The organism is Mycolicibacterium fallax (assembly GCF_010726955.1).
GTDB lineage: Bacteria > Actinomycetota > Actinomycetes > Mycobacteriales > Mycobacteriaceae > Mycobacterium > Mycobacterium fallax.
Map to the genome: position 1 here is coordinate 4,079,246 of NZ_AP022603.1, position 25,426 is coordinate 4,104,671.

Annotated in this window: 19 protein-coding genes; 11 read left to right on the plus strand and 8 right to left on the minus strand. The window is 72.2% G+C overall.

The genetic code is table 11. From position 1 onward, the window contains the following. Positions 1 to 2: 2 nt before the first annotated feature. From G6N10_RS19610 to G6N10_RS19620, 3 genes are read right to left on the minus strand one after another with little or no spacing between them, the layout of a single operon-like run. Positions 3 to 1,847: an oligopeptide ABC transporter ATP-binding protein OppD gene (locus G6N10_RS19610; RefSeq protein WP_085098004.1), complete on the minus strand. Its 1,845-nt coding sequence runs from the start codon at positions 1,845 to 1,847 to the stop codon at positions 3 to 5. Next, positions 1,844 to 2,746 carry an oligopeptide ABC transporter permease OppC gene (locus G6N10_RS19615; protein ID WP_085098007.1) on the minus strand — a complete coding sequence of 301 codons (903 nt, stop codon included), beginning with the start codon at positions 2,744 to 2,746 and terminating at the stop codon, positions 1,844 to 1,846. Before G6N10_RS19615 ends, G6N10_RS19610 begins: the two co-directional genes overlap by 4 nt. Further along, positions 2,743 to 3,720, minus strand: coding sequence for an oligopeptide ABC transporter permease OppB (locus G6N10_RS19620; RefSeq protein WP_085098010.1), 978 nt, complete (start codon positions 3,718 to 3,720; stop codon positions 2,743 to 2,745). The genes G6N10_RS19615 and G6N10_RS19620 overlap by 4 nt, the downstream gene beginning before the upstream one ends. Before the next feature lie 144 nt (positions 3,721 to 3,864). Here G6N10_RS19620 and cysD point away from each other — a divergent pair, with 144 nt between their 5' ends. From cysD to G6N10_RS19640, 4 genes are read left to right on the plus strand one after another with little or no spacing between them, the layout of a single operon-like run. Continuing rightward, entirely contained in the window at positions 3,865 to 4,794 is a 930-nt protein-coding gene (gene cysD / locus G6N10_RS19625) for a sulfate adenylyltransferase subunit CysD (RefSeq protein ID WP_085098012.1), read from the plus strand. Beyond that, positions 4,794 to 6,656 carry a sulfate adenylyltransferase subunit CysN gene (gene cysC / locus G6N10_RS19630; protein ID WP_085098016.1) on the plus strand — a complete coding sequence of 621 codons (1,863 nt, stop codon included), beginning with the start codon at positions 4,794 to 4,796 and terminating at the stop codon, positions 6,654 to 6,656. The genes cysD and cysC overlap by 1 nt, the downstream gene beginning before the upstream one ends. After that, complete coding sequence (locus G6N10_RS19635; protein ID WP_085098019.1) at positions 6,649 to 7,392, plus strand: 3'(2'),5'-bisphosphate nucleotidase CysQ; 744 nt, start codon at positions 6,649 to 6,651, stop codon at positions 7,390 to 7,392. Before cysC ends, G6N10_RS19635 begins: the two co-directional genes overlap by 8 nt. Next, positions 7,393 to 7,872, plus strand: coding sequence for an Rrf2 family transcriptional regulator (locus tag G6N10_RS19640; RefSeq protein ID WP_085098022.1), 480 nt, complete (start codon positions 7,393 to 7,395; stop codon positions 7,870 to 7,872). Here G6N10_RS19640 and G6N10_RS19645 read toward each other — a convergent pair. Continuing rightward, positions 7,869 to 8,252: a VOC family protein gene (locus tag G6N10_RS19645; RefSeq protein WP_085098025.1), complete on the minus strand. Its 384-nt coding sequence runs from the start codon at positions 8,250 to 8,252 to the stop codon at positions 7,869 to 7,871. The two genes, G6N10_RS19640 and G6N10_RS19645, sit on opposite strands and share 4 nt — an antisense overlap. A 63-nt stretch (positions 8,253 to 8,315) precedes the next feature. Here G6N10_RS19645 and G6N10_RS19650 point away from each other — a divergent pair, with 63 nt between their 5' ends. The 4 genes from G6N10_RS19650 to G6N10_RS19665 are packed head-to-tail and all read left to right on the plus strand — an operon-like array spanning position 8,316 to position 13,229. After that, a complete protein-coding gene (locus G6N10_RS19650; protein WP_085098028.1) occupies positions 8,316 to 9,455 on the plus strand; it encodes a TDT family transporter in 1,140 nt (379 codons plus the stop codon). Positions 9,456 to 9,474: 19 nt separating this feature from the next. Continuing rightward, positions 9,475 to 10,368, plus strand: a complete 894-nt coding sequence (locus tag G6N10_RS19655) for an LLM class flavin-dependent oxidoreductase (RefSeq protein ID WP_234810608.1) — start codon at positions 9,475 to 9,477, stop codon at positions 10,366 to 10,368. Positions 10,369 to 10,424: 56 nt separating this feature from the next. Continuing rightward, on the plus strand, positions 10,425 to 11,594 hold the full coding sequence (locus tag G6N10_RS19660; protein ID WP_085098031.1) for an alpha-hydroxy-acid oxidizing protein: 1,170 nt from the start codon (positions 10,425 to 10,427) through the stop codon (positions 11,592 to 11,594). 12 nt (positions 11,595 to 11,606) lie between these two features. Then, on the plus strand, positions 11,607 to 13,229 hold the full coding sequence (locus tag G6N10_RS19665) for a glycoside hydrolase family 13 protein (RefSeq protein ID WP_085098034.1): 1,623 nt from the start codon (positions 11,607 to 11,609) through the stop codon (positions 13,227 to 13,229). 284 nt (positions 13,230 to 13,513) lie between these two features. Here G6N10_RS19665 and G6N10_RS19670 read toward each other — a convergent pair whose 3' ends face one another. Beyond that, complete coding sequence (locus G6N10_RS19670) at positions 13,514 to 14,545, minus strand: bile salt hydrolase (RefSeq protein ID WP_085098037.1); 1,032 nt, start codon at positions 14,543 to 14,545, stop codon at positions 13,514 to 13,516. A 119-nt stretch (positions 14,546 to 14,664) separates the two neighbouring features. Here G6N10_RS19670 and G6N10_RS19675 point away from each other — a divergent pair, with 119 nt between their 5' ends. The 3 genes from G6N10_RS19675 (at position 14,665) to nirD (ending at position 21,747) form a co-directional block, all read left to right on the plus strand. After that, positions 14,665 to 18,636 (plus strand): bifunctional nitrate reductase/sulfite reductase flavoprotein subunit alpha, encoded by a 3,972-nt coding sequence (locus G6N10_RS19675; protein WP_085098040.1) that lies wholly within the window; start codon positions 14,665 to 14,667, stop codon positions 18,634 to 18,636. A 173-nt stretch (positions 18,637 to 18,809) separates the two neighbouring features. Then, positions 18,810 to 21,338 (plus strand): nitrite reductase large subunit NirB, encoded by a 2,529-nt coding sequence (nirB, locus tag G6N10_RS19680; protein WP_085098043.1) that lies wholly within the window; start codon positions 18,810 to 18,812, stop codon positions 21,336 to 21,338. A gap of 4 nt (positions 21,339 to 21,342) precedes the next feature. After that, positions 21,343 to 21,747, plus strand: a complete 405-nt coding sequence (gene nirD / locus G6N10_RS19685; protein ID WP_085098046.1) for a nitrite reductase small subunit NirD — start codon at positions 21,343 to 21,345, stop codon at positions 21,745 to 21,747. On the opposite strand, the gene G6N10_RS19690 is transcribed toward nirD, so the two are convergent. The 3 genes from G6N10_RS19690 to G6N10_RS20545 are packed head-to-tail and all read right to left on the minus strand — an operon-like array spanning position 21,700 to position 25,294. Then, positions 21,700 to 22,452: a sirohydrochlorin chelatase gene (locus G6N10_RS19690; protein ID WP_085098049.1), complete on the minus strand. Its 753-nt coding sequence runs from the start codon at positions 22,450 to 22,452 to the stop codon at positions 21,700 to 21,702. The genes nirD and G6N10_RS19690 overlap by 48 nt on opposite strands. Continuing rightward, positions 22,452 to 23,573, minus strand: coding sequence for a uroporphyrinogen-III synthase (locus G6N10_RS19695; RefSeq protein ID WP_085098053.1), 1,122 nt, complete (start codon positions 23,571 to 23,573; stop codon positions 22,452 to 22,454). The genes G6N10_RS19690 and G6N10_RS19695 overlap by 1 nt, the downstream gene beginning before the upstream one ends. Next, positions 23,570 to 25,294 carry an MFS transporter gene (locus G6N10_RS20545; protein ID WP_244960459.1) on the minus strand — a complete coding sequence of 575 codons (1,725 nt, stop codon included), beginning with the start codon at positions 25,292 to 25,294 and terminating at the stop codon, positions 23,570 to 23,572. Before G6N10_RS20545 ends, G6N10_RS19695 begins: the two co-directional genes overlap by 4 nt. Positions 25,295 to 25,426 lie beyond the last annotated feature (132 nt).

Genomic DNA, 25,426 nt, shown 5'->3' on the forward strand with positions numbered 1-25,426 from the left:
GCTCAGCCTGCGCCGGGCACCGCGGCCAGCAGGGCCCGGGTGTACTCGTGTTGCGGATCGGCGTACACCCGCTCGGCGGGGCCCTGCTCGACGATCCTGCCGCGGTACATCACCACCACGTCGTGGGCCATCTGCTTGACCACCGAAAGATCATGGGAGACAAAGAGATACGACAGCCCGAGGCGGTTCTGCAGGTCCAGCAGCAGGTTGAGGATGCCGGCCTGGATGGACACGTCCAGCGCCGACACCGGCTCGTCGAGCGCGAGGATCTGCGGCTGCAGCGCCAACGCGCGGGCGATGCCGATGCGCTGCTTCTGGCCGCCGGAGAACTCCGCCGGGTAGCGGCCCGCGTCGCCGGCGGCCAGCCCCACCAACTCCAGCAGCTCGGTGACCCGGGCGGCGGTGTCCGACCGGTCGACGCCGTGCGCCCGCAGCGGCTCGGCGAGCACCTCGGCGACCGGCAGCCGGGGATCCAGCGCGGCCACCGGATCCTGGAACACCACCTGCAGGTCGCGGCGCAGCGCCCGTCGCTCGGAGTTGCCGAGCCGGGCCACATCGGTGCCGAGCACGGTGATCGACCCGGACTGCGGCGCCCGCAGGTCCAGGATCTGGTGCAGCGTGGTGGATTTGCCGGACCCGGACTCACCGACGATGCCCAGGGTGCGGCCCCGGCGCAGCTGGAAGCTCACCCCGTCGACCGCGCGCACCTCGCCGACCGTGCGGCGCAGCACCGCGCCCTTGGTCAACGGATAGGTCTTCACCAGATCCGCGACGGTGACGACCGGTTCGCCGCCCGGCGGGCTCGCCTCGACCGGGGCGGTGGCCACCCGGTAGATGTCGGCGGCGCTGCGGCCGAGCACCCGGTCGGTGCGGATGCAGGCCGCGGTGTGCCCGGGGGCGACCTCGATCAGCGCCGGCTCGGCGGTGCGGCACTCGTCGATCACCAGCGGGCAGCGCGGGGCGAACGGGCAGCCCTGGACCGGTGCGGAAAGGTCCGGCGGGGCACCGGGAATCGGCACCAGCCGGGTGCCCTGCGGGGCGTCGAGTCGCGGCGCCGAGCCGAGCAGCCCGGCGGTGTAGGGCATCTGGCGGTCGGCGTGCAGCGTCGCCACCGGCGCGGTCTCCACCGCGCGCCCGGCGTACATCACCACCGCGCGGTCGGCGAACTCGGCGACCACCCCGAGGTCATGGGTGATGATCAGCACCCCGGCGCCGGTGACATCGCGGGCGGTGCGCAGCACGTCGAGGATCTGCGCCTGCACGGTGACGTCCAGGGCGGTGGTGGGCTCATCGCAGATCAGCAGGTCCGGGTCGTTGGCGATGGCCATCGCGATCACCACCCGCTGGCGCTCCCCGCCGGACAGTTCGTGCGGGAATGCCCGGGCGCGCCGGGCGGGCTCGACGATGCCGACCAGCTCCAGCAGTTCCACCGCGCGGCGCTGGGCAGCCCGGCGGGCGGACCGGCGCGCCCCGGGCGCCGGCCGGCGTTGGTGCACCAGGATGGCCTCGGCGATCTGGTCGCCGATCGGGTACACCGGGGTCAGCGCCGACATCGGGTCCTGGAACACCATGCCGATGCGGCTGCCGCGGATCGCCGACATCGCCGCGTCACCGCGGCCGAGCAGTTCCTCGCCGCGCAGCCGGACCGACCCGGCGACCTCGGCGTGCTCGGGCAGCAGCCCGATGATGCCCATCGCGGTCGCGGACTTGCCGGACCCGGATTCGCCGACGACGGCGACCACCTCGCCCGGATCGACCCGCAGGTCCAGTCGGCGCACCGCGTGCACCGGCGCGCCGTCGGTGGGGAAGCTGACCCGCAGCCCGCTGACCCGCAGCAGCTCGCTCATCGCCGGGACCTCCGGCGCCGCAGGCTGTGCGAGGACGGGTCCACCGCGTCGCGCAGCCCGTCGCCGATCAGGTTGGCCGACAGTACGATCGCCACCAGCACCCCGGCCGGGAACAGGAACACCCAGCTGAAGGTGGTGGCCGAGCGGGTGCCGTCGGCGATCAGGGTGCCCAGCGAGATGTCCGGCGGCCGGATGCCGAAGCCCAGGAAGCTCAGGCCGGTTTCGGCCAGGATGGCCAGCCCGACGTTCAGTGCGGTGTCGATGATCAGGATCGAGGCGACGTTCGGCAGGATGTGCCGGAGGATGATCTGCCGGTTCGGCACCCCGAGATAGCGCGCGGCGGTGACGAATTCGCGTTCCCGCAGGCTCATCGTCAGGCCGCGGACCATCCGGGAGCTGATCATCCAGCTGAACGCCGAGAGCAGCAGGATCAGCGCCAGCACGGTGGAACCGCCGTGGATCCGCGGGGTGACGATGGCGATCAGGATGAAGCTCGGCACCACCAGCAACAGGTCGACGATCCACATCAGGGTGCGGTCCCGCCAGCCACCGAAGTAGCCGGAGATGGCGCCCACCGTGGCGGCGATGACCGCGGAGATCACCGCCACGCACAGCCCGATCAGCATCGACTTCTGCATGCCGCGCAGGGTCAGCGCGAACAGGTCCTGGCCCAGTGCGTTGGTACCGAACCAGTGCTGCGCGCTGGGCGGCTGCTGCAGGCTGTAGTAGTCCAGGTCGGTGTAGCTCCATGGCAACAGCGGCGGCAGCGCGTAGCAGGCGATGAACATGACGACCAGCAGCACCAGGGACGCCACCGCCGGGCGGTTGCGCAGGAATCGCCGCGCCACCAGGGCGCGCCGCGAGGTGATGGTGCCGGTGCTCGGCGTCGCGGCGGTCATCGGACCCGAACCCGGGGATCAAGCGCCGCGTACAGCACGTCCGAGAGCAGCCCGGCGCACAGGATGGCCGCGCCGGAGAACACCGTGATGGCGGCGATGATGTTGGTGTCCTGGGTGGCCACCCCCTGCACCACCCATTCGCCCATGCCGTGCCAGCCGAAGATCTTCTCGACGAACACCGCCCCGGTGACCAGCCCGCTGACGCCGTAGGCGAACAGCGTGGCCATCGGGATCAGCGCGGTGCGCAGGCCGTGCCGGAACAGGGCCTGGCGCCGGGTCAGGCCCTTGGCCCGGGCGGTGCGGATGAAGTCCTGGCCGAGTACGTCGAGCATGGCGTTGCGCTGATAGCGGCTGTAGCCGGCCGCCGCGGCCAGCGCCAGGGTCAGCGACGGCAGCACCAGGTGCTGCAGCCGGTCGACGAACCCGTGCCACCAGCCGCCGGTCAGCCCGGGGGAGGTCTCGCCGATGTACTCGAACAGTTGCACCCCGAGCACCGAGTTGACCCGCAGTGCCCCCAGGATCAGCAGGTTGGCCAGCACGAACGTCGGCACCGACAGGATCAGCAGGGACACCAGGGTGATCACCCGGTCCGACAGCCGGTACTGGCGCACCGCGCTCCAGGCGCCGAGCACCACGCCGGTGACCGCGCCGAGCACGGTGCCGATCACCAGCAGCCGCAGGCTCACCCCGATCCGGCGGCCCAGTTCCTCCGAGACCGGCTGGCCGGCGACCGTGCTGCCGAAATCACCCTTGGCCACCCCGGCCGCCCAGTGCGCGTAGCGCAGCGGGATCGGCTTGTCCAGGTCCAGCTCGGCGGCCTTGGCGTCGATCACCGACTGCGGCGGGCGCGGGTTGCGCTGCAGCAGCGAGTCCAGCGGGGAGAAGGTCAGCGAGGTCAGGCAGAAGGTCAGGAACGAGGCCAGCACCAGCAGCAGCAGGTAGTTGACGAGTCGGCGCAGCAGAAACCGCGTCATCGACGAGGGATCCCACTGCGCGGCACCCGGACAGGGTATGAGATCGCCGCCGGCGGGTTGACGACGCCATCGGCGAGTCCGTAGATTACTGCTATCAGGTTATTCGGGTAAATCTACCCAACTTTACCGAGGATTGACGATCGAATGAACGCTCCAGCCGTCGCGCAACCGGCGACCGGCCACTACGAGCTCAGCCATCTGCGCTCGCTGGAGGCCGAGGCCATCCACATCATCCGGGAGGTGGCCGCCGAGTTCGAGCGGCCGGTGCTGCTGTTCTCCGGCGGCAAGGACTCCATCGTCATGCTGCATCTGGCGATCAAGGCGTTCGCGCCGGGCCGGGTGCCGTTCCCGGTGATGCACGTGGACACCGGGCACAACTTCGACGAGGTGATCAACACCCGCGACGCGCTGGTGGCCCGGCACGGCATCCGGCTGGTGGTGGCCAGCGTGCAGGACGACATCGACGCGGGCCGGGTGGTCGACAAGGGCCCGTCGCGCAACCCGCTGCAGACCGTCACGCTGCTGCGCGGCATCGCCGAGAACGCCTTCGACGCCGCGTTCGGCGGGGCGCGGCGCGACGAGGAGAAGGCCCGCGCCAAGGAGCGGGTGTTCAGCTTCCGCGACGAGTTCGGCCAGTGGGACCCCAAGGCGCAGCGCCCCGAACTGTGGAATCTCTACAACGGCCGGCACCGCAAGGGCGAGCACATCCGGGCGTTCCCGCTGTCGAACTGGACCGAATACGACATCTGGGCCTACATCGGCGCCGAGAACATCGAGCTGCCGTCGATCTACTACGCCCACACCCGGCCGGTGTTCGAGCGCGACGGGATGCTGCTGGCCGTGCACCGCTTCCTGCAGCCGCGCGAGGGCGAGCGGGTCTTCGAGACCTCGGTGCGGTTCCGCACCGTCGGCGACGTCACCTGCACCGGCTGCGTGGAATCCACCGCGGCCACCGTGGACGAGGTGATCGCCGAGACCGCGGTGTCCCGGCTGACCGAGCGCGGTGCCACCCGCGCCGACGACCGGATCTCCGAGGCCGGCATGGAAGACCGCAAGCGGGAGGGCTACTTCTGATGACCGAACCCACCACGCTGCTGCGGATCGCCACCGCCGGCTCGGTCGACGACGGCAAGTCCACCCTGATCGGCCGGCTGCTGTACGACTCGAAGGCGGTGATGGAGGACCAGCTCGCCGCCGTCGAGCGCACCTCCAAGGAACGCGGCAACGACTACACCGATCTGGCGCTGGTCACCGACGGCCTGCGGGCCGAGCGGGAGCAGGGCATCACCATCGACGTGGCCTACCGCTACTTCGCCACCGCCAAGCGCAAATTCATCATCGCCGACACCCCCGGGCACATTCAGTACACCCGCAACATGGTGACCGGCACCTCCACCGCGCAGCTGGCGATCGTGCTCGTCGACGCCCGGCACGGCCTGATGGAACAGTCCCGCAGGCACGCCTTCCTGGCCTCGCTGCTCGGGGTCCGCCACATCGTGCTCGCGGTCAACAAGATGGACCTGATCGGCTGGGATGAGGAGCGGTTCAACTTCATCCGCGACGAGTTCCACACCTTCGCCGCCCGGCTGGACATCCAGGACGTCACCACCATCCCGCTGTCGGCGCTGATGGGGGACAACGTGGTCAGCAAGTCCGACAAGACGCCCTGGTACGACGGCCCGGCCCTGCTGAGCCACCTGGAGGACGTCTACATCACCGGCGACCGCAACCTGATCGACGTGCGCTTCCCGGTGCAGTACGTGATCCGGCCGCAGACCCACGAGCACGCCGATCACCGCAGCTACGCGGGCACGGTGGCCTCCGGCGTGCTGCGCCCCGGCGACGACATCGTGGTGCTGCCCAGCGGCAAGACCAGCACCATCACCGCGATTGACGGCCCGACCGGCCCGGTGGCCGAGGCCTTCCCGCCGATGGCGGTGTCGGTCAGCCTGGCCGACGACGTCGACATCTCTCGCGGCGACATGCTGGCCCGGCCGAAGAACCAGCCGGTTGCCAGCACCGAGTTCGACGCCACGGTGTGCTGGATGTCCGACGACGCCACCCTGGAACCGGGCCGGGACTACCTGATCAAGCACACCACCCGCACCGCGCGGGTGCGGGTCGCCGCGCTCGACTACCGGCTGGACGTCAACACGCTGCACCGGGACAAGGCCGCGACCGCGCTCAAGCTCAACGAGCTGGGCCGGGTGACGCTGCGCGCGCAGAGCCCGCTGCTGCTCGACGAGTACTCCCGCAACCCGGTGACCGGCTCGTTCATCCTGATCGACCCGGTCACCAACGGCACCGTGGCCGCCGGCATGGTCCGCGACACCACCCCGGTCGCCGACCGCGAGGCCAGCCCGAACACCGTCCGGCACGAGTCGCTGATCACCGCCCGGGAACGGCTCAGCAAGGGCCGCACCGTCTGGCTCACCGGGCTGTCCGGCTCGGGCAAGTCCTCGATCTCGGTGCTGGTGGAGCAGAAGCTGATCGAAAAGGGTTGCCCCGCCTACATTCTCGACGGCGACAACCTGCGGCACGGGCTGAACGCCGACCTCGGGTTCACCATGGACGACCGGGCGGAGAACCTGCGCCGACTGGCCCACATCGCGACCCTGATGGCCGACGCCGGACTGACCGTGATGGTCCCGGCGATCAGCCCGCTGGCCGAACACCGCGAGCTGGCCCGCAAGGTGCACGACGCGGCCGGCATCGAGTTCTTCGAGGTGTTCGTCGACACCCCGCTGGCCGACTGCGAGCGCCGCGACCCCAAGGGCCTGTACGCCAAGGCCCGGGCCGGGGAGATCACTCACTTCACCGGCATCGACAGCCCCTATCAGCGGCCCAAGGACCCGAGCCTGCGGCTGACCCCGGAGGTCGGTCTCGACGAGCAGGCCCGGCTGGTGGTCGAGATGCTCGAGCGCGCCGATGGCTGACCACCTGCTGGCCGCCGACCTGGCGACCCGGGCCGGGCAGTTGCTGCTCGGGGTGCGCGAGGAGTTCGCCGACGCCGAGGCCGCCGAGCGCAAGGCCGCCGGGGATCGCCGCTCGCACGAGTTCCTGATGGCCGAGCTGGCCGCCGCTCGCCCGGACGACGCGGTGCTCTCCGAGGAGGCCACCGAGGCCGAGCTGGCCAACTCGAAACGGATTGGCGCGCAGCGGGTCTGGATCGTCGACCCGCTGGACGGCACCCGGGAGTTCGCCGAACTCGGCCGCGACGACTGGGCCGTGCACGTCGCGCTGTGGCAGGCCGGTGAGCTGATCGCCGGGGCCGTCGCGCTGCCCGCCCAGGGCATCACGCTGGCCACCCCCGACGTCCCGGCGCCGGCCGCCGGCGACGGCCCGGCCCGGGTGGTGGTGTCGCGGACCCGCCCGCCCGCGGTCGCGCTGGCCGTCCGCGACGCCCTCGACGGCGTGCTGGTGGAAATGGGTTCGGCCGGTGCCAAGGTCGCCGCCGTCGTGCAGGGCCACGCCGATGTGTACGTGCACGCCGGTGGCCAGTACGAGTGGGATTCGGCCGCCCCGGTCGCGGTGGCCCGCGCCGCCGGCCTGCACACCTCCCGGATCGACGGCTCGCCGCTGCGCTACAACCGGACCGATCCGCGGCTGCCGGACCTGATCGTCTGCCGGCCCGAGTACGCCGCCGCGGTGCTCGCGGCCGTGAGCAGCTAGATGAGGATGTCGGCCAAGGCGGAGTACGCGGTGCGCGCCATGGTCGAGCTGGCCGCCGCCGAACCGGGCGCGCTGCGCAAGACCGAGGAGCTGGCCAACGCCCAGGGCATCCCGGCGCAGTTCCTGGTCGACATCCTCGCGGCGCTGCGGGCCGACCTGCTGGTGCGCAGTCACCGGGGCCGCGACGGCGGCTACACGCTGGCCCGGCCGGCCGCCGAGATCAGCGTCGCCGACGTACTGCGCTGCGTCGACGGCCCGCTGGCCAGCGTGCGGGACATGGGCCTGGGCGACCTGCCCTACGCCGGGCCGACCGCGGCGCTGACCGACGTCTGGCGGGCGCTGCGGGCCAGCATGCGCGCGGTGCTGGAGCAGACCAGCCTGGCCGACGTCGCGGCGGGAAAGCTGCCCGGCCACGTCGCGGGGCTGGCCGACGACTACCGCGATCAGGAGGCCAGCCGCGGACACCGCCGGGCGCCCTAGCCGCCGTAGGGCCGGGTGAGGATCTCCAGGTAGTGCCCGACCGGATCGCGGAAGTAGACGCCGCGACCGCCATGGTTGTGGTTGATCTCGCCCAGCCGGGTGCCGGCCGGGTCGGCCCAGTGCGCCAGCCCGGCGGCGACGATCCGCCGGTAGATGGCGTCGAAGTCGTCCTCGTCGACCAGAAACGCGTAATGCTGCGGATGGATGTCCTCGCCGTCGGGCACGTCGGCGTAGTCCAGGGTGGCGCCGTGCGCGACCGGCACCGCCATGAAGCGGCCGACCGGCACCGGCTCGGGCAACCCGAACAATTCGGTGAGAAAGGTCGCCGACGCGGCCTTGTCCCGCGCCGCGACGATGGTGTGATTGAAGGTGATCCCCATACCCGTCCAGTCAAGCACCGCCGGCGCCCGGCCGCCAGCAGCCCGGAGTAGCGTCCAGATCCCATGGTTCGCAAAACAGCAGCGGCCGAGCCGCGGGCCGGCGCGGAGGTGCTCGGCCGGATCGGGCCCAACTGGTTCGCCGCGGTGATGGGCACCGGCATCGTGGCGACCGCCGGCGCCATCCTGCCGGTCCGGCTGCCCGGCCTGCAGGGTTTCACCGACGTGGTCTGGGTGATCGCGGCGCTGCTGCTGGCGGTGCTGATCGTGGTGGTCGGCGGGCACTGGCTGCGGCACCCGACGGTGGCGCGCAGCCACGCCCGCAACCCGCAGATGGCGCACTACTACGGCGCCGCGCCGATGGCGCTGAACACCATCGGCGCCGGCGCGGTGCTGCTGGGCCCCGACCTGCTCGGCCAGCGGGTGGCGATCGACCTGGCCTGGGCGCTGTGGAGCGCGGGCACCATCGGCGGGCTGTTCACCGCGGTCAGCATCCCGTATCTGATGTTCACCCAGTACAACGTCACCCCGGATTCGGCGTTCGGCGGCTGGCTGATGCCCGTCGTCCCGCCGATGGTCTCGGCGGCCGGCGGCGCCCTGCTGATCCCGCACATGGCGCCCGGCGCCGGGCAGCAGACCATGCTCTACGGCTGCTACGCGATGTTCGGCCTGTCGCTGGTGGCGTCGCTGATCATCATCACGATGATCTGGAGCCGGCTGGTGCTGTACGGCACCTCCGGCAGCGCGCGGATCCCGACGCTGTGGATCGTGCTGGGCCCGCTGGGACAGTCCATCACCGTGGCCGGGCTGCTCGGCAGCCACGCCGCCGGGGTGGTGGCGCCCGAGCTGGCCGCCGGGATGGTGGTGTTCGGGGTGCTGTTCGGCGTCCCGGTGTGGGGCTTCGGGATGCTCTGGATTGCGCTGGCGCTGTCGCTGACCATCCGCACCCTGCGCCGCGGCATGCCGTTCGCGCTGACCTGGTGGAGCCTGACGTTTCCGGTCGGCACCTTCGTCACCGGCACCACCCAGCTGGCCATCCACACCGGGCTGCCGGCCTTCCGGGTCGCCGCGGTGGTGCTCTACACCGCGCTGCTGACCACCTGGCTGCTGGTGGCGATCCGCACCGCGGGCGGCAGCCTGCGCGGGCAGCTGTTCGGCCCGGTGCCGACCGCCGCGGTGCCGGTGGGCAAGGACCCCGCCCGGTAGGGGTGCCAGAATCGGGTGCATGCGGATCGGGATGACGATGCCGGTGATGGAACCCGACCTGGACGCCGCGACGCTGCGGAGCTGGGCCCGGGCCATCGACGACGGCCCGTTCTCCTCGCTGTGTTGGGGCGAGCGGATCGCCTTCGACAACCCCGACAGCCTCACCCTGCTCGGCGCGCTGGCCGCCTGGACCGACCGGGTGCAGCTGGTGACCACGGTGATCGTCCCGCAGCTGCACGATCCGGTGCTGTGCGCGAAGGCCCTGGCCACCGGGGACATGCTCAGCGGCGGGCGGCTGACCGTCGGGTTCGGCATCGGTGGCCGCCACGAGGACTACCGCGCGGTGGGCGCGGACACCATGACCCAGTCCATCGCGGGGATGGCCGAACGGGTGGCGATCATGCGCCGGGTCTGGGCGGGGGAGAAGGTCACCGAATCGGTGCTGCCGGTCGGCCCGCCGCCGGCCCGCGCCGGCGGGCCACCGCTGCTGGTCGGCACCATCGGCGCCAAGACGGTGCGCCGGGCGGCGGCCTGGGCCGACGGGCTGGCCGGCACCACGATGGATCTCGACGTCGCCAAGCAGGGTGAGCTGTTCGACGTGGCCCGGCAGGCCTGGGCGCAGGCCGGCAAACCCGCGCCGCACCTGGCGACCTCGTTCTGGTTCGCGCTCGGGCCGGCCGAGGCCGCCCGCGACCAGGTCCGCCGACACCTGCTGCGCTACATGAACTGGATCCCCGCCGAATTCGTCGAGGCCGTCGCGCCGAAGACCGGCTGGGCCGGCGACGAGGACGCGCTGGCCGCGGTGCTGCGGGAGTTCGCCGCCATCGGAACCGACGAGATCCACCTGATCCCGACCAGCGCCGATCTCGATCAGCTGCGCCGGGTCGCCGACGTCGTCGCCGACCTCGGCTAGCCCGGCCGACGTAGGGTTGGCCTGGCAGGACCCCAGCGGCGGAAAGGCGCGTGAGGATGACGGTGTCTAATTTCGGTGCCTACCAGTACGAGATCTATTTCCAAGGCCTGACCGGGGTGCTGCCCACCCTGCCGATGACCTACCCGGAATTGGCCGAGCGGGCCCGGCACGCGCTGTCGCCGTCGCTGTGGTCCTACGTCGCCGGCGGCGCCGGCGACGAACGGACCCAGGACACCAACGTCACCGCGTTCGACGGCTGGGGACTGATCCCCCGGATGCTGGTCGGCGCCACCGAACGCGACCTGTCCGTCGAACTGTTCGGAAAGCGCTGGGCCGCACCGATTTTCCTGGCGCCGATCGGGGTGACCGGGCTGTGCGCGCCGGACGGACACGGTGATCTGGAGACCGCGCGGGCCGCCGACAAGACCGGTGTGCCGATGTGCGTGTCCACCCTCGCCGAGGACACCCTGGAGCACGTCGTCACCGAATTCGGCGACACCCCCGGCTTTTTCCAGCTGTACTGCCCGACCGACCGGGACATCGCCGAAAGCCTGGTGCGCCGCGCCGAGGCGGCCGGCTACGCCGGGATCGTGATCACCCTGGACACCTGGATCCCCGGTTGGCGGCCCCGCGACCTGGCCACCGCGAACTTCCCGCAGCTGCGCGGGCACTGCCTGGCCAACTACACCAGCGACCCGGTGTTCCGGGAGAAGGCCGGCTTCGCCGAGGGCGCCGCCGCCCGCGACGCGGTGCCGTACTGGGCGAGCATCTTCGGTCGCTCGCTGACCTGGGACGACCTGGTCTGGCTGCGTGAGCTCACCGCGCTGCCATTGATCGTCAAGGGCATCTGCCATCCCGACGACGCCCGCCGCGCAATCGATTACGGCGTCGACGGCATCTACTGCAGCAACCACGGCGGCCGGCAGGCCAACGGCGGCCTGCCCGCCCTGGACTGCCTGCCCGCGGTGGCCGAGGCTGCCGGCGAGATTCCGGTGCTCTTCGACTCGGGCGTGCGGACCGGCGCCGATGTGATCAAGGCGCTGGCGCTGGGCGCCACCGCGGTCGGCATCGGCCGGCCGTACGCCTACGGGCTGGCGCTGGCCGGCACCGCCGGGGTGGTGCACGTGCTGCGGTCCCTGCTGGCCGAGGCCGACCTGATCATGGCCGTCGACGGCTATCCGAGCCTGGCGGCGCTGACCCCGGATGCGTTGCGCCGGGTGCGGTGACGGGCGGCGGCGATGCGCTGGTGGCAGTCTGCGGTGGTCTACCAGGTCTACATCCGTAGTTTCGCCGACGGCAGCGGCGACGGCATCGGCGACATCGCCGGGCTGCGGGACCGGCTGGGCTACCTGACCGAACTCGGTGTCGACGCGCTGTGGATCAACCCGTGGTATCCCTCACCGCAGGCCGACGCCGGCTACGACGTCGCCGACTACTGCGGCATCGAACCCGACTACGGAACCCTGCAGCAGGCCCAGGATTTCCTCGCCGAGGCGCACGCCGCCGGCCTGCGGGTGATCCTGGACATCGTGCCCAACCACACCTCGGCGGCGCACCGCTGGTTCGCCGCCGCGCTGGCCGGGGAGCCCGGCGCCCGGGACCGCTACCACTTCCGGGCCGGCCGCGGAGACCGCGGCCAGCTGCCGCCGAACGACTGGCAGAGCGTGTTCGGCGGGCCCGCCTGGAGCCGGATCGCCGACGGCAGCTGGTACCTGCACCTGTTCGCCCCCGCCCAACCCGACCTGAACTGGGATCACCCGCAGGTGCGCCGAGAGTTCGAGGACGTGCTGCGGTTCTGGTTCGACCGGGGCGTCGACGGCTTCCGCATCGACGTGGCGCACGGCCTGGTCAAGGCGCCCGGGCTGCCCGACCGCGACACCGGGCTCGGCATGCTCGACGGGGCGGCGCACCCGGCCTGGGACCAGGACGGGGTGCACGAGATCTACCGGGGCTGGCGCGCGGTGGCCCGGGAGTACGACCCGGAACGGGTGTTCATCGCCGAGGCCTGGGTGGCCGACAGCGGACGGCTGGCCCGCTACCTGCGCCCCGACGAACTGCACACCGCGTTCCAGTTCGACTTCCTGCGGGCGCCCTGGCGGGCGGCGAGCCTGCGGGAGGTGGCCGACGACGCGATGGCCGCCGCGGCGACCGTCGGTGCCCCACCGACCTGGGTGCTGTCCAACCACGACGTCACCCGCACCGTCACCCGGTACGCCCGCTCGCAGCCCGACCACCTCGTCGGCACCGACTGGGAGCGCAAACGCTGGACGCGGGAGCCCGCCGACCACGACCTGGGCCGGCGCCGGGCCCGGGCCGGCGCCCTGCTGCAACTGGCGCTGCCCGGCACCGCCTACATCTATCAGGGCGAGGAACTCGGGCTGGAGGAGATCGAGCAGCTGCCCGACGAGCTGCGCCGGGACCCGACGTTCGCGCAGTCCGGGTTCACCGACGTCGGCCGGGACGGCTGCCGCATTCCGCTGCCGTGGTCCGGGGCCGCGGCGCCCTACGGGTTCTCGCCGGCGCCGGTGACCACCTGGCTGCCGCAGCCGCCGCACTGGGGCAGCCGCGCGGTCGCCGCCCAGCACGACGACCCGGCGTCGGTCCTTCAGCTGTACCGCGCCGCGCTGCGGCTGCGGCGCACGCACTGGCGGGGCGCGGGGCCGGTGCGGTGGCTGGACTGCCCGCCCGGGGTGCTGGCGTTTCGCCGCGGTGAGCTCTGCTGCTGGGTCAACACCACCGGCCGGGAGGTGGCGCTGCCGAAGAATGCGACGGTGCTGTTGGCCTCGCATTCGACGGCCACCGAAACACGGCTGCCGCCGGATACGACGGTGTGGCTGGCCGCACCGGAGATATCGCTGTGACGTGGCACAACAATGGCGGCCGCGGGGCGGCGCAGAGTCTTAGTGATTAATTACATTTCAATACCCGACGCCTTAAAAATCGGGTCTAACTTAGTAATCACCAGAGCCAAACAGGCTCGATGAGTTAGCCAGATTGAGAGGTGATGACCATGCTGCTCGACCTCCGCTGGGTGCCGTTCCGGTTGTTCCACCGGCACCACCCCGCCCGCTAACCACCCATCCCTACTTCCGCGACCGCACACCGCAACGGTGTGCGGTCGCTTTTTGCTGCGGGTGCCCGGCCGCTACGGTTTCTTGGTCTGCTCGGCCGCCGCGAGCAGTTCTCGCATGATCGGGATGGTCAGGAAATTCAGCGGACCGCAGTCGGTGAACTGCGTGCTGACATTGCCGGCGATCCCGCCTTCCAGCGCCAGCTTGCCGATCAGGTCGAGCTTGAGCTGCGGTGCTCCCGCCGCCAGGTTCACCTTGTCCAGGTCCACCCACACCACGTTGGGCCGGGTCGTTGACTCGTAGACGAATCGCCCGCGGGTCAGGTCCGCCACGGTCTGCCAGATGGTCTGCGAGGCGTCCGGTTTGCCGGGGTCGGGGATGCGGAACGGCTGCGCGGCGTTGCGGATGACGCTGAACATCGCGGCGATCGCCTCGACCTGGCTGCCGGGCCGGGGTAACCGGTCGACGTAGTAGGACGCCCGGGCGAACCGGTCCGCGGCTTCGGTCGTCCCGGGCAGCAGGCCCGGCCCGCCCCAGGGCTGGTACCGGGTGAGCAACTGCAGCTGCTGGTCGAACGGCGGGGAGTTGGTCATCACCCGGTAGCTGCGATCGTGGTGAATGCACAGCCGGCCGTCGATGTACTCGATGATCGCCGAGTCCCCGGTCGCGTCGTCGAGGGCCAGGTGCAGTTCGGGGGTCTCACCGGATCCCGGGTCGACCATGGTGGCGACCTGCACCCGAGTCCGGGTCATCCAGTCGACGGCCTCGGCCACGGTGGCGCAGGTGTCCAGGAAGTACTGCAGCCAGATGGCCTGGCTCAACGCCGGCCGGGACGGGTCGAGGGTCCCGTAGTCGGATTCGGCCAGCCACAGCAGATGCCCGGACAGCCCGGCCTCGTTGATGCCGTCGACCGTGACGATGTCGAATGCGGTGACCACCACGCTGCCGTAGCTGGAGGTCCAGGTCAGGGTGCCCTCGACGCCGTCGTCGCGGGTGATGCCGCGGGGCTGGGTCCACAGGTTGGTGCCCAGGTCGCGGTGATAATCCATATTCCGGCCGACCAGGACCGCGCCGTCGGCGTCCGGCCAAATCACACGGGTGCACATGGTTACCGACCCTAGCGGGTCCGACCTCACCGCGGGCGGGACCGGTCGGCGCGGACCTGGTCATCGGCCCGTAACACGGCGGGCCGAATCGCGAAACAGCCGCTGCGCACCGTGGAGGCATGGACGTCGACACGGTGTGCGGGTACTGCGGGGTGGGCTGCGGCCTGACCCTGCAGGTGCGCGACGGCGCGGTGACCGCGTCCACCGGCCGCGCCGACCACCCGGCCAACCGGGGCCGGCTGTGCACCAAGGGCGCCACCACCGCCGAGCTGCTCAACGCCGGCGGCCGGCAGGCCCGGGCCGAGCTGCGCGACTCCCGGGCGGCCGACCGGGTGCCCGTCGCACTGGCCGACGCGATCGCCGCGGCCGGGGCCCGGCTGCGGGCCATCCGCGACGAGCACGGCCCCGACGCGATCGCGGTGTACCTGTCCGGGCAGCTGAGCCTGGAGGCGCAGTACCTGGCCACCAAGCTCGCCAAGGGCTACCTGGGCACCAAGTGGGTGGAATCCAACTCGCGGCTGTGCATGGCCAGCGCCGGCACCGGCTACAAGCAGTCCCTCGGCGCCGACGGCCCGCCCGGCAGCTACGACGACCTCGACCACGCCGACGTGTTCCTGGTGATCGGCGCGAACATGGCCGACTGCCACCCGATCCTGTTCCTGCGGATGATGGATCGGGTCAAGGCCGGCGCGAAGCTGATCGTGGTGGACCCGCGGCGCACCGCCACCGCGGCCAAGGCCGACCTGCACCTGCCGATCCGGCCCGGCACCGACCTGGCGCTGCTCAATGGCCTGCTCGCGCTGCTGTACGACCGCGACGCCCTGGACCGCGACTTCATCGCCGCGCACACCGAGGGCTGGGACGCCATGCCCGCGCTGCTGGCCGACTATCCGCTGGACCGGGTCGCCGAGCTGACCGGGCTTGCCGCGCAGGATATTTCGGCTGTCGCCGAGCTGATCGCCGGCGCCCGGAACTGGACCAGCCTGTGGACGATGGGGCTCAACCAGTCCACCCACGGCACCTGGAACACCATCGCGCTGTGCAACCTGCACCTGGCCACCGGGGCGATCTGCCGCACCGGGTCGGGGCCGTTCTCGTTGACCGGGCAGCCCAACGCGATGGGCGGCCGGGAGATGGGCTATCTGGGCCCGGGTCTGCCCGGTCAGCGCAGCGCGCTGGAGGACGACGACCGCGCGCACGTCGAGACGCTCTGGGGGCTGCCCGAGGGCACGCTGCGCGCCGAGGCCGGCGCCGGCACCGTGGCAATGTACGAGGAGATGGCTGCGGGCAGCATCAAGGCGGCCTGGATCATCTGCACCAACCCGGTCGCGTCGATGGCCAACCGCGGCACCGTGATCGACGCGCTGGAGGCCGCCGAGCTGGTGATCGTGCAGGAGGCGTTCGCCGGTGCGGAGACCGCCCGCTACGCCGATGTGCTGCTGCCCGCCGCGTTGTGGGCCGAGGCCGACGGGGTGATGGTCAACTCCGAGCGCACCCTGACCCGCTGCACTCCGGCGCTGGCCCCGCCGGGGGACGCGCTGCCGGACTGGCAGCTGATCTGCCTGATCGCCGCCGAGCTCGGCCACCGCGAGGACTTCGACTTCCCGGACGCCGCAGCGGTGTTCGCCGAGCTGACCCGGTTCGACAATCCGCGCACCGGGTGGGATCTGCGCGGCGTCGACCACGACCGGCTGGCCCGCGGCCCGGTGCAGTGGCCGGCGCCGCCCGGGGCGGCGGACCGCAACCCGATCCGCTACCTGTGCCCGCCGGAGCCCGGAGCCGCGCGCGGCCTGCGGTTCGCCACCGCGTCCGGCAAGGCCCGGTTCCTGCCCCGGCCCTATCTGCCGCCGGCCGAGCTGCCCGACGACGACTACCCGATGCTGCTGACCACCGGCCGGCTGGCCCACCAGTGGCACACCATGACCAAGACCGGCCGGGTCGACAAGCTCAACCGGCTCAACCCCGCGCCGCTGCTGCAGGTCCACCCCGAGGATGCGAAGCGCTGGGGACTGGTTGCCGGACAACAGGTCCGGCTGACCAGCCGCCGCGGCTCGGCCACCGTGCCGGTCGACATCGACGACGCGGTGCGCCCCGGGGTGTGCTTCGCGCCGATGCACTTCGCCGACGCGTTCGGCGACGGCATCGCGATCAACGCGGTGACCAGCGACGCCGTCGACCCCGAATCGCTGCAACCGGAGTTCAAGGCCTGCGCGGTGGCGCTGACCCCGGTACCGGTCGCCGCACCCGCGGCACCCGTGCTCGCGGCGGCCGGGCCGCTGGCCGTGGCGCTCGGGCCCTATGCGGCCGGACCCGGGGAACTGTCCGCCGAAGCCGCCGGCTACCTCGGCGGGCTGCTTGCGGGCTGGAGCGCCGCGGCACCCGCGGGCATCCCCAGCGTGCCGGAATCCGCGCCGCTGACCCCGATCGCCCGGGCCTGGCTGGCCGGCGTGCTGGCCGGCGTGTTCGGCGACGGTGCGGCGGCCGCGACCGGCGACGACGCCCGGTGCGTCACCGTGGTGTGGGCCTCGCAGACCGGCACCGCGCAGGGCTACGCCGCCGACTGCGCGGCGGCCCTGGGCGCCGCGGGCCTGACCGCCGCCGTGGTCGGCGCCGAACAACTCTCACCCGCCGACCTCACCGGCACCGTGGTGTTCCTGGTCGCCACCACCGGCGACGGCGACCCGCCGGACAACGGGGTGGCGCTGTGGGACGCGCTGGCCGCCGTCGCGCCCGGCGACCTGGACGCCCTGGACTTCGCGGTGCTGGGCTTCGGCGACCCGGCCTACGCGGACTTCTGCGGGTTCGCCCGCAAGCTCGACGCCCGGCTGGAACACCTTGGCGCCCACCGGATCGCGGCCCGGGCGTCCTGCGAGCCCGACTACGCCGAGGTCGCCGCGGGGTGGCTGGCCGCGGTGATCGAGGCGCTGGGCTCCGGGGACGCGCCGGCCCCGGCCACCCGGACGACCCTGGCGACTCCGCCGCTGGGCGCCGGCCCGCAGGTGTACACCCGCACCAACCCGCTGCGCACCCGGCTGCTGGAGGCCGAGCGACTGTCGGGGCAGGGATCGGCAAAGGACGTGCGGCGCTTCACCCTTGCGCTGCCGGCCGACCAGCTGCGCTACCGGGCCGGGGATGCGCTGGGGATCTGGCCGCGCAACGCCGCAGCCGTCGTGCAGGAGTGGTGTGCGCGCACCGGGCTGCCGGTCGAACCGGGCCTGGACCGGATGGACCTGACCCGGATCACCCCGGCGCTGCTGCGCTTCGTCGCCGAGCGCACCGCCAATCCCGGGGAGCTGCGGGCGGTGATCGAGGACCCGACCCGGTTCGCCGACTGGAGCTGGGGCCGGCAACTCGGTGACCTGCTGGCCGCCCATCCGGTCGAGGCAGCCCCCGAGCAGTGGCGCGAGCTGCTGCGCCCGCTGACCCCCCGGCTGTACTCGATCAGCTCCAGCCCCCACGAGCACCCCGACCGGGTGTCGGTGACGGTCTCGGTGGTGGGATTCAGCTCTCCCGGCGCCGCAGCCTCCGGTGCCGGCACCCGGCGGGCCGGGGTGTGCTCGTCGTACCTGGCCGGCCTGCCCGCCGGCGCCGAGGTCGAGGTGTTCGTCCAGCCCACCCGCACGTTCCTGCCGCCCGAGGACGCCGACGTCCCGGCGGTGATGATCGGCCCGGGTACCGGCATCGCGCCGTTCCGCGGATTCCTCTACGACCGGGCCGGGCGCGGCCACCGCGGCGACAACTGGCTGCTGTTCGGTGAGCAGCACCGGGCCTGCGACTTCTACTACCGCGAGGAACTGGAGAAACTGCAGGCCAACGGGGTGCTGACCCGGCTGGACACCGCGTTCTCCCGGGACGGCGCGGCCAAGGTCTACGTGCAGGACCGGATGCGCGAACACGCCGGCGAGCTCTGGGCCTGGATCCGCCGCGGCGCGCACCTGTACGTCTGCGGCGACGCCGCCCGGATGGCCCGCGACGTCGACGAGGCGCTGCGCGGCATCGTCGCCGAGCACGGCCAGATGGCGCCGCGCAGCGCCGACGCGTACGTCTCCGCGCTGGCCGCCGAGGGCCGCTACGCCCGTGACGTCTACTGAACGACGTCTACTGAACGACGTCCACTGAACCCGGGCGCACCGAGCCTCACCGCGGCGCGGCGCCCGCGGTGAGAAAGACGTGACGGCGGCGCAATACCGCGGCCCAGTCCGGGCAACACCGCGCTGGCAACGTCGGTCACGACGCCGGGTGACCGGGTGAGGAGGAACCGACGATGAGAAACCAGCGGACCGCGGTGGTGATTGGGCACGGCATGGTCGGACATCGCTTCGTCGAGGCGCTGCGGGCCCGCGACACCGCCGGCGACTGGCAGATCGTGATCTTCGGCGAGGAACCCGACCCGGCCTACGACCGGGTCGGCTTGTCGGCCTACGTCGGCGACTGGGACCGGAGCACGCTGGCGTTGCCGGGCAACGACTACGCCGGCGACCAGCAGGTGCGGTTGCACACCGGCACCCGGGTCACCGGCATCGACGCCGCCGGACGGCAGGTGCTCACCGAACGCGGCGAACAGCGTTACGACGCGCTGGTGCTGGCCACCGGATCCGACGCCGTCGTCCCGCCGATCCCCGGCCACGACACCCGCGGCTGCCACGTCTACCGCACCCTCGACGACCTTGATGCCATTCGGGCCGACGCCGAGGCGGCGCTGGCCGCCGACCCCGGCGCGGTCGGTGTGGTGCTCGGCGGCGGGCTGCTCGGCCTGGAGGCCGCCAACGCGCTGCGCACCCTGGGCCTGCGCCCGCACGTGGTCGAGCGCAACCCACGGCTGATGCCGCGCCAGGTCGACACCGGCGGCGGGGAACACCTGGTCCGGATGATCACCGCGCTGGGCATCGACGTCACGCTGTCCTCCGGGGTCACCGCGGTGGCCCGCAACGCCGCCGACACCGGCGTGGCGGTCACCCTCGCCGACGACGCGGTGCTCGACGCCGCGGTGCTGGTGTTCGCCGCCGGGGTCCGGCCCCGCGACGAACTGGCCGGCGCGGCCGGACTGCAACTCGCCGAACGCGGCGGGGTCCTCACCGACCTGCGCTGCGGCACCAGCGATCCGGCGATCTTCGCGATCGGGGAGGTGGCCGCGATCGAGGGCCGCTGCTACGGGCTGGTCGGCCCCGGCTACTCCACCGCCGAGGTGCTCGCCGACCGGCTGCTCGGCGGCGACGCGGAGTTCCCCGGCGCAGACCTGTCCACCAAACTCAAGCTGCTCGGCGTCGACGTGGCCAGCTTCGGCGACGCGATGGGACAGACCCCCGGCGCGCTGGACGTCGTGGTCTCCGACCCGATCGGCGGCAGCTACGCCAAACTGGTGCTCTCCGACGACGCCGCGACGCTGCTCGGCGGCATCCTGGTCGGCGACGCCTCCCAATACGGGGTGCTGCGGCCGCTGGTCGGATCCTCGCTGCCCGGCGACCCGGTCTCGCTGATCGCGCCGGCCGGCGCCGGCGGCGCAACGATCGGGGTCGGCGCGCTGCCGCCCGAGGCGCAGATCTGCTCGTGCAACGACGTCACCAAGGCCACCTTGTGCGCGGCGATCGCCGACGGGTCCTGCACGGTGGCCGAACTCAAGAGCTGCACCGGGGCGGGCACCGCGTGCGGCTCCTGCGTCCCGCTGTTGTCCCAGCTGCTGCAGGCCGAGGGCGTCAGCGTGTCAAAGGCGTTGTGCGAGCACTTCGGTCAGTCCCGCGCCGAGCTGTTCGAGCTCATCCAGGCCAGCGGGCTGCGCACCTTCTCGGCGCTGATCGCTCGGTTCGGCACCGGCACCGGCTGCGACATCTGCAAACCGACCGTCGCCTCCATCCTGGCCTCGACCAGCTCCGATCACATCCTCGACGGCGAGCAGGCCTCGCTGCAGGACTCCAACGACCATTTCCTGGCCAACATCCAGCGCAACGGCACCTACTCGGTGGTGCCGCGGATGCCCGGCGGCGACGTCACCGCCGAGCAGCTCATCGTGATCGGCGAAATCGCCCGGGACTTCGGCCTGTACACCAAGATCACCGGTGGCCAGCGCATCGACATGTTCGGCGCCACCGTCGATCAGCTGCCGCTGATCTGGCGCCGGCTGGTCGATGCCGGGATGGAATCCGGTCAGGCCTACGGCAAGTCGCTGCGCACGGTGAAGAGCTGCGTGGGTTCGGACTGGTGCCGGTACGGCCAGCAGGACTCGGTGCAGCTGGCCATCGACCTGGAGCTGCGTTACCGCGGGCTGCGCTCGCCGCACAAGATCAAGATGGGTGTCTCGGGCTGTGCCCGCGAATGCGCCGAGGCCCGCGGCAAGGACGTCGGTGTCATCGCCACCGAAACCGGCTGGAACCTCTATGTCGGCGGCAACGGCGGGATGACCCCGCGGCACGCGCAGCTGCTGGCCGCCGACCTGGACCGGGCGACGCTGATCCGCTACATCGACCGCTTCCTGATGTATTACATCCGCACCGCCGACCGGCTGCAGCGCACCGCCGGCTGGGTTGAGGACCTCGGCATGGACCGGCTGCGGGAGGTGGTCATCGACGACGCGCTGGGCCTGGCCGCCGACTTCGAGGAGGCCGTCGCCCGGCACGTCGACGGCTACGCGTGCGAATGGAAGGGCGTGCTGGAGGACCCGGACAAGCTGGCCCGGTTCGTGTCCTTCGTCAACGCCCCGGGGGCGCCGGATCCGACGGTGTCCTTCGGGGAGAAGAACGGCCGCAAGGTGCCGGTGCTGATCGGCACCCCGGCCGTGCGCACCGGGAGAAGGGACTGAACCGATGACCGTGGCATTCGACCTGCACCGCTGGACCAGGGACTGGACCCCGGCCTGCCCGATGGACCGGCTGGAGCCGCTGCGCGGGGTGGCGGTGCTGCTGCCCGACGGCGCCCAGGCCGCGCTGTTCCGGCTGGCCGACGGCCGGATCAAGGCGGTCGGCAACATCGACCCGATCGGGCGGGCCGCGGTGCTTTCCCGCGGCATCGTCGGTGACCGGGGCGGGTTCCCGGTCGTCGTCTCGCCGCTGAAGAAGCAGGCCTATTCGCTGCTCGACGGCCGCTGCCTGGACGCCGACGGGGTGTGCGTGCCGGTGTACGCCACCCGGATCACCCTGGACGGCACGGTGTTCGTGGCGAACTCACCGGAGGTGCGGTTCGGCTACCGGCCGCGCCCGCAGGGCTGCTGAGCGGCGCCCGGATCGCACCGATTCCAGGGCGTGCGACCGGCGCAGGCAGGCCAGCCGGATGACCGACGGGTGCAGTCCGAGCGGTTCGGCGACCGCGTCCGCCCCGGATTCGCGCAGCCGCTGCTGGAACAACCCCTCGGCCAGCAGAAATGAGGCGATGACGACCCGGTCGGCGCCGTCGGCGCGCACCCGGTCCACCACCTCGCCGACCAAAGGGTAGCCGTGCCCGTCCTGCGACGGTGCGGCGAACCCGATCGGCACCCGCCGCCCGGCCAGCGCCGACAGCGTCGCCGCGGTGCTGCGCAGCGCGGACTGGGCCTGGCGGTCGCGGGTGCCGGCGACCGCCAGCACCACCGCGTCGCCGTGCCGCCAGCCGGCCTCGGCGATCCGCCCGAGCAGCGCCCGCGCCAGCTCCGGGGAGGGACCCAGCGCCGGGGTGACGGTGACCCGGCGATGCCCCGATTCGGCGATGCGCGCCGGCAGGTCGGCGCGGACGTGATAGCCGGCGGTCAGGAACGCCGGCACCACCACCGTCGGCTCGTCGGGAATCGACGCCAGCACCTCGGCCGGGCCGGGGCCGAGCACGTCGAGGAACGCGGTGCGGACCGGTTCGCGCAGCCGCGCCGACATCCGGGCCGCCAGCTCGCCGATCATCGCCACCCCGTGCGGGTTGGCGGTGCCGTGTGCCACCAGCAGGGTGCCCATCAGGCCCGCTCGTCCAGCGCCAGCCGATATCCGCGTTTCACCACGGTGGCCACGATCTCCTTGTGGCCCAAGCTGTTTCGCAACCGGGCGACCGCCGCCTCCACCGCGTGCGGGTCGGCCCCGCCGAGCGCGGCCAGCAGCTCGTCGCGGCCGACGACCGTCCCGGGCTCGCGGGCCAACAGTCGCAGCAGCACCAGCGAGGTGGGCGTCAGTTCACGCCACTCGCCGTCGACCACCGCGCCGGTGGCGCGCAGCCCCAGCCGGTGCCCGGCGACCGGCAGGTCCGGGCGCAGTTCCGGCAGCCGCTGTTCCACGCAGCGGGCCAGCGCACCGAGGCGCATCCGGTCCGGGACGACGGGGTCGATGCCGATCTGCTCCAGCGGGCCCGCGGTGACCGGACCGACGCAGAACGGCACGACCGGGCCGGCCAGTGCGGCGCGCAGCCCGTCGTACAGCCGCAGTTCCCGGGCCCGGGCCAGTACCGACGCGACTGCCGGGGCCGCGGTGAAGGTCACCGCGTCGACGCGGGCGAGCGCGATGTCCTCGATCATCCGGTCCAGCTCGGTGGTGTCGGCGGGCCGCTCCCACCGATACACCGGCACCCCGAGGACCTGCGCGCCGAGCGCGGTGAGCCCCGCCACGAATCCGGGGTGGGGATCCCAGGCCTCCGGAGCCCCGTGCAACTGCACGACGATCCGCGCGCCGGTCAGGTCCTCGCGCTGCAAGTGGGCGAGCAACTCGGGGGAGGATTCCGAGGCCGGCGACCATTCCTCGCGCAGGCCGGCGGCCCGCAGCGCGCCGGTCGGCTTGGGGCCGCGGGACAGCACCCGGGCGCCGCGCAGCGCATCCAGCAGCGGCTCGGCCAGACCCCAGCCCTCGGCCGCCTCCACCCAGCCGCGAAAGCCGATCCCGGTGGTGGCGATCAGCAGGTCGGGCGGGTCGGCGATGACGGCGTCGGTCGCCTCGCGCAGCCGGGCGTCGTCGGCCAGCGGGATCATGCTGATCGCGGGCGTGGCGACGACGGATGCGCCCCGCCGGATCAGCAGCGTGGCGAATTCGTCGGCCCGGCGCGCCGCGGTGATCGCGACGGTGAAGCCGAGCAGTGGGTCGGCCGGGGTCAACTGGTACCTCGGGCGGGCAGGCGGTCGACGGTCAGCACGCCCACCAGCGTGTCATGCCGGGCCGGAATCGGCATGGCGGAGGTGGCCGGGGCGGGCACCCGGACGTAGACCCGCCAGGTCAGCGCCGCGGCCAGCGCGTAGCAGAGGCCGAACACACAGAACGCGATCGTCGCGCCGCCGGTGGCCTGATAGGAGGCCCGCAGCATCAGGTTGATGCCGACGCCGCCGAGCCCGCCGACCGCCCCGGCGATGCCGATCACCGCACCCGACATCGCGCGCGAATAGTGCGTGCGGGTGGCCTCGTCGGCGTTCAGACCGCGCGCGGCGGCCTCGAAGATGGACGGGATCATCTTGTAGACCGACCCGTTGCCGATCCCGCTGAGCAGGAACAGCAGCACGAACCCGGCGACGTAGCCGGCCAGCGCGGGGCCCGAGGGCACGCCGGTGGGGGAGAGCAGATCGGTGGCGATCAGCACCCCGGCGCCGCCGATCATGCCCACGAACGCGTACATCGTCACCGCCCCGCCGCCGTCGAACCGGTCGGTGCCCTCTGCGACCGGCCTCTTCCTCGCGGAACTACACCGCTCGTCGAACCGGTCGGTGCCTGCTGCGACCGGCCTCTTCCTCGCGGAAGTACACCGCTCGTCGAACCGGTCGGTGCCTGCTGCGACCGGCCTCTTCCTCGCGGAACTACACCGCTCGTCGAACCGGTCGGTGCCTGCTGCGACCGGCCTCTTCGTCGCGGAAGTACACCGCTCGTCGAACCGGTCGGTGCCTGCTGCGACCGGCCTCTTCCTCGCGGAACTACACCGCTCGTCGAACCGGTCGGCCAACCGCCCCCCGTAGACCCGAGCGATCGACCCCAGCAGCGGCCCCAGAAACGCGATCTGCGCGGCGTGCAGCGCGGCGTCGGCGGCGCTCTGGCCGGCTGCCCGGTAGCTGGCCGCCATCACCTGCCCGAAGGCGAAGGAGAAGCCGATGAACGAGCCGAACGTGCCGATGTAGAGCAGTGAGACGATCCAGGTGTGCCGGTGCCGCAGCGCGGCCCGCATCGCGGTCATGTCGACGGTCGGGACCCGCAGGTTGTCCATGAACAGCGCCGCGCCGATCCCGGCCACGGCCAGCAGCACCAGATAGACCGCGCAGACCCAGTGAGGCTGCCGGTTACCCGCGGTGGCGATAACCAGCAGCCCCACCAGCTGAACGACGGGAACGCCGATGTTCCCGCCGCCGGCATTGAGGCCCAGCGCCCAGCCCTTGAGCCGCTGGGGGAAAAACGCATTGATGTTGGTCATCGACGACGCGAAGTTCCCGCCGCCGAAGCCGGTCAGTGCCGCGCAGGCCAGGTACACCCAGAGCGGCTGGCCCGGGTTGGCCAGGATCACGATGGTCGCCAGCACCGGCACCGCCAGCACGAAGGCCGAGAAGATCGTCCAATTCCGGCCACCGAACCGGGCGGTGGCCAGGGTGTAGGGCAGCCGCAGGCAGGCACCGACCAGCGTGGCGGTCGCCGCGATGAGGAACTTGTCGGCGGCGGAGATGCCGTAGACCGACTCGGGCATGAACAGCACCATCACCGACCACAGTGACCACACCGAAAACCCGACGTGTTCGGCGACGACGGACCACAGCAGGTTTCGTTTGGCGATCCGTTCGCCGCCGCCGGCCCACTGCACCCGGTCTTCCGGATCCCAGTCGGTGATCGTGTGCGATCGCGTCATCGCGGTGTGCTCCCGTCCCGACGGGGTGTCCGTCGCTGCGGCCAAGTTAGGAAGGCCGTGTTGCGGTGCCGGGCGCCGCGCGTATCGCCGCGGTGAACTCGGGCTCACCGGGGTGTGGCCGCCGGGGTGAGG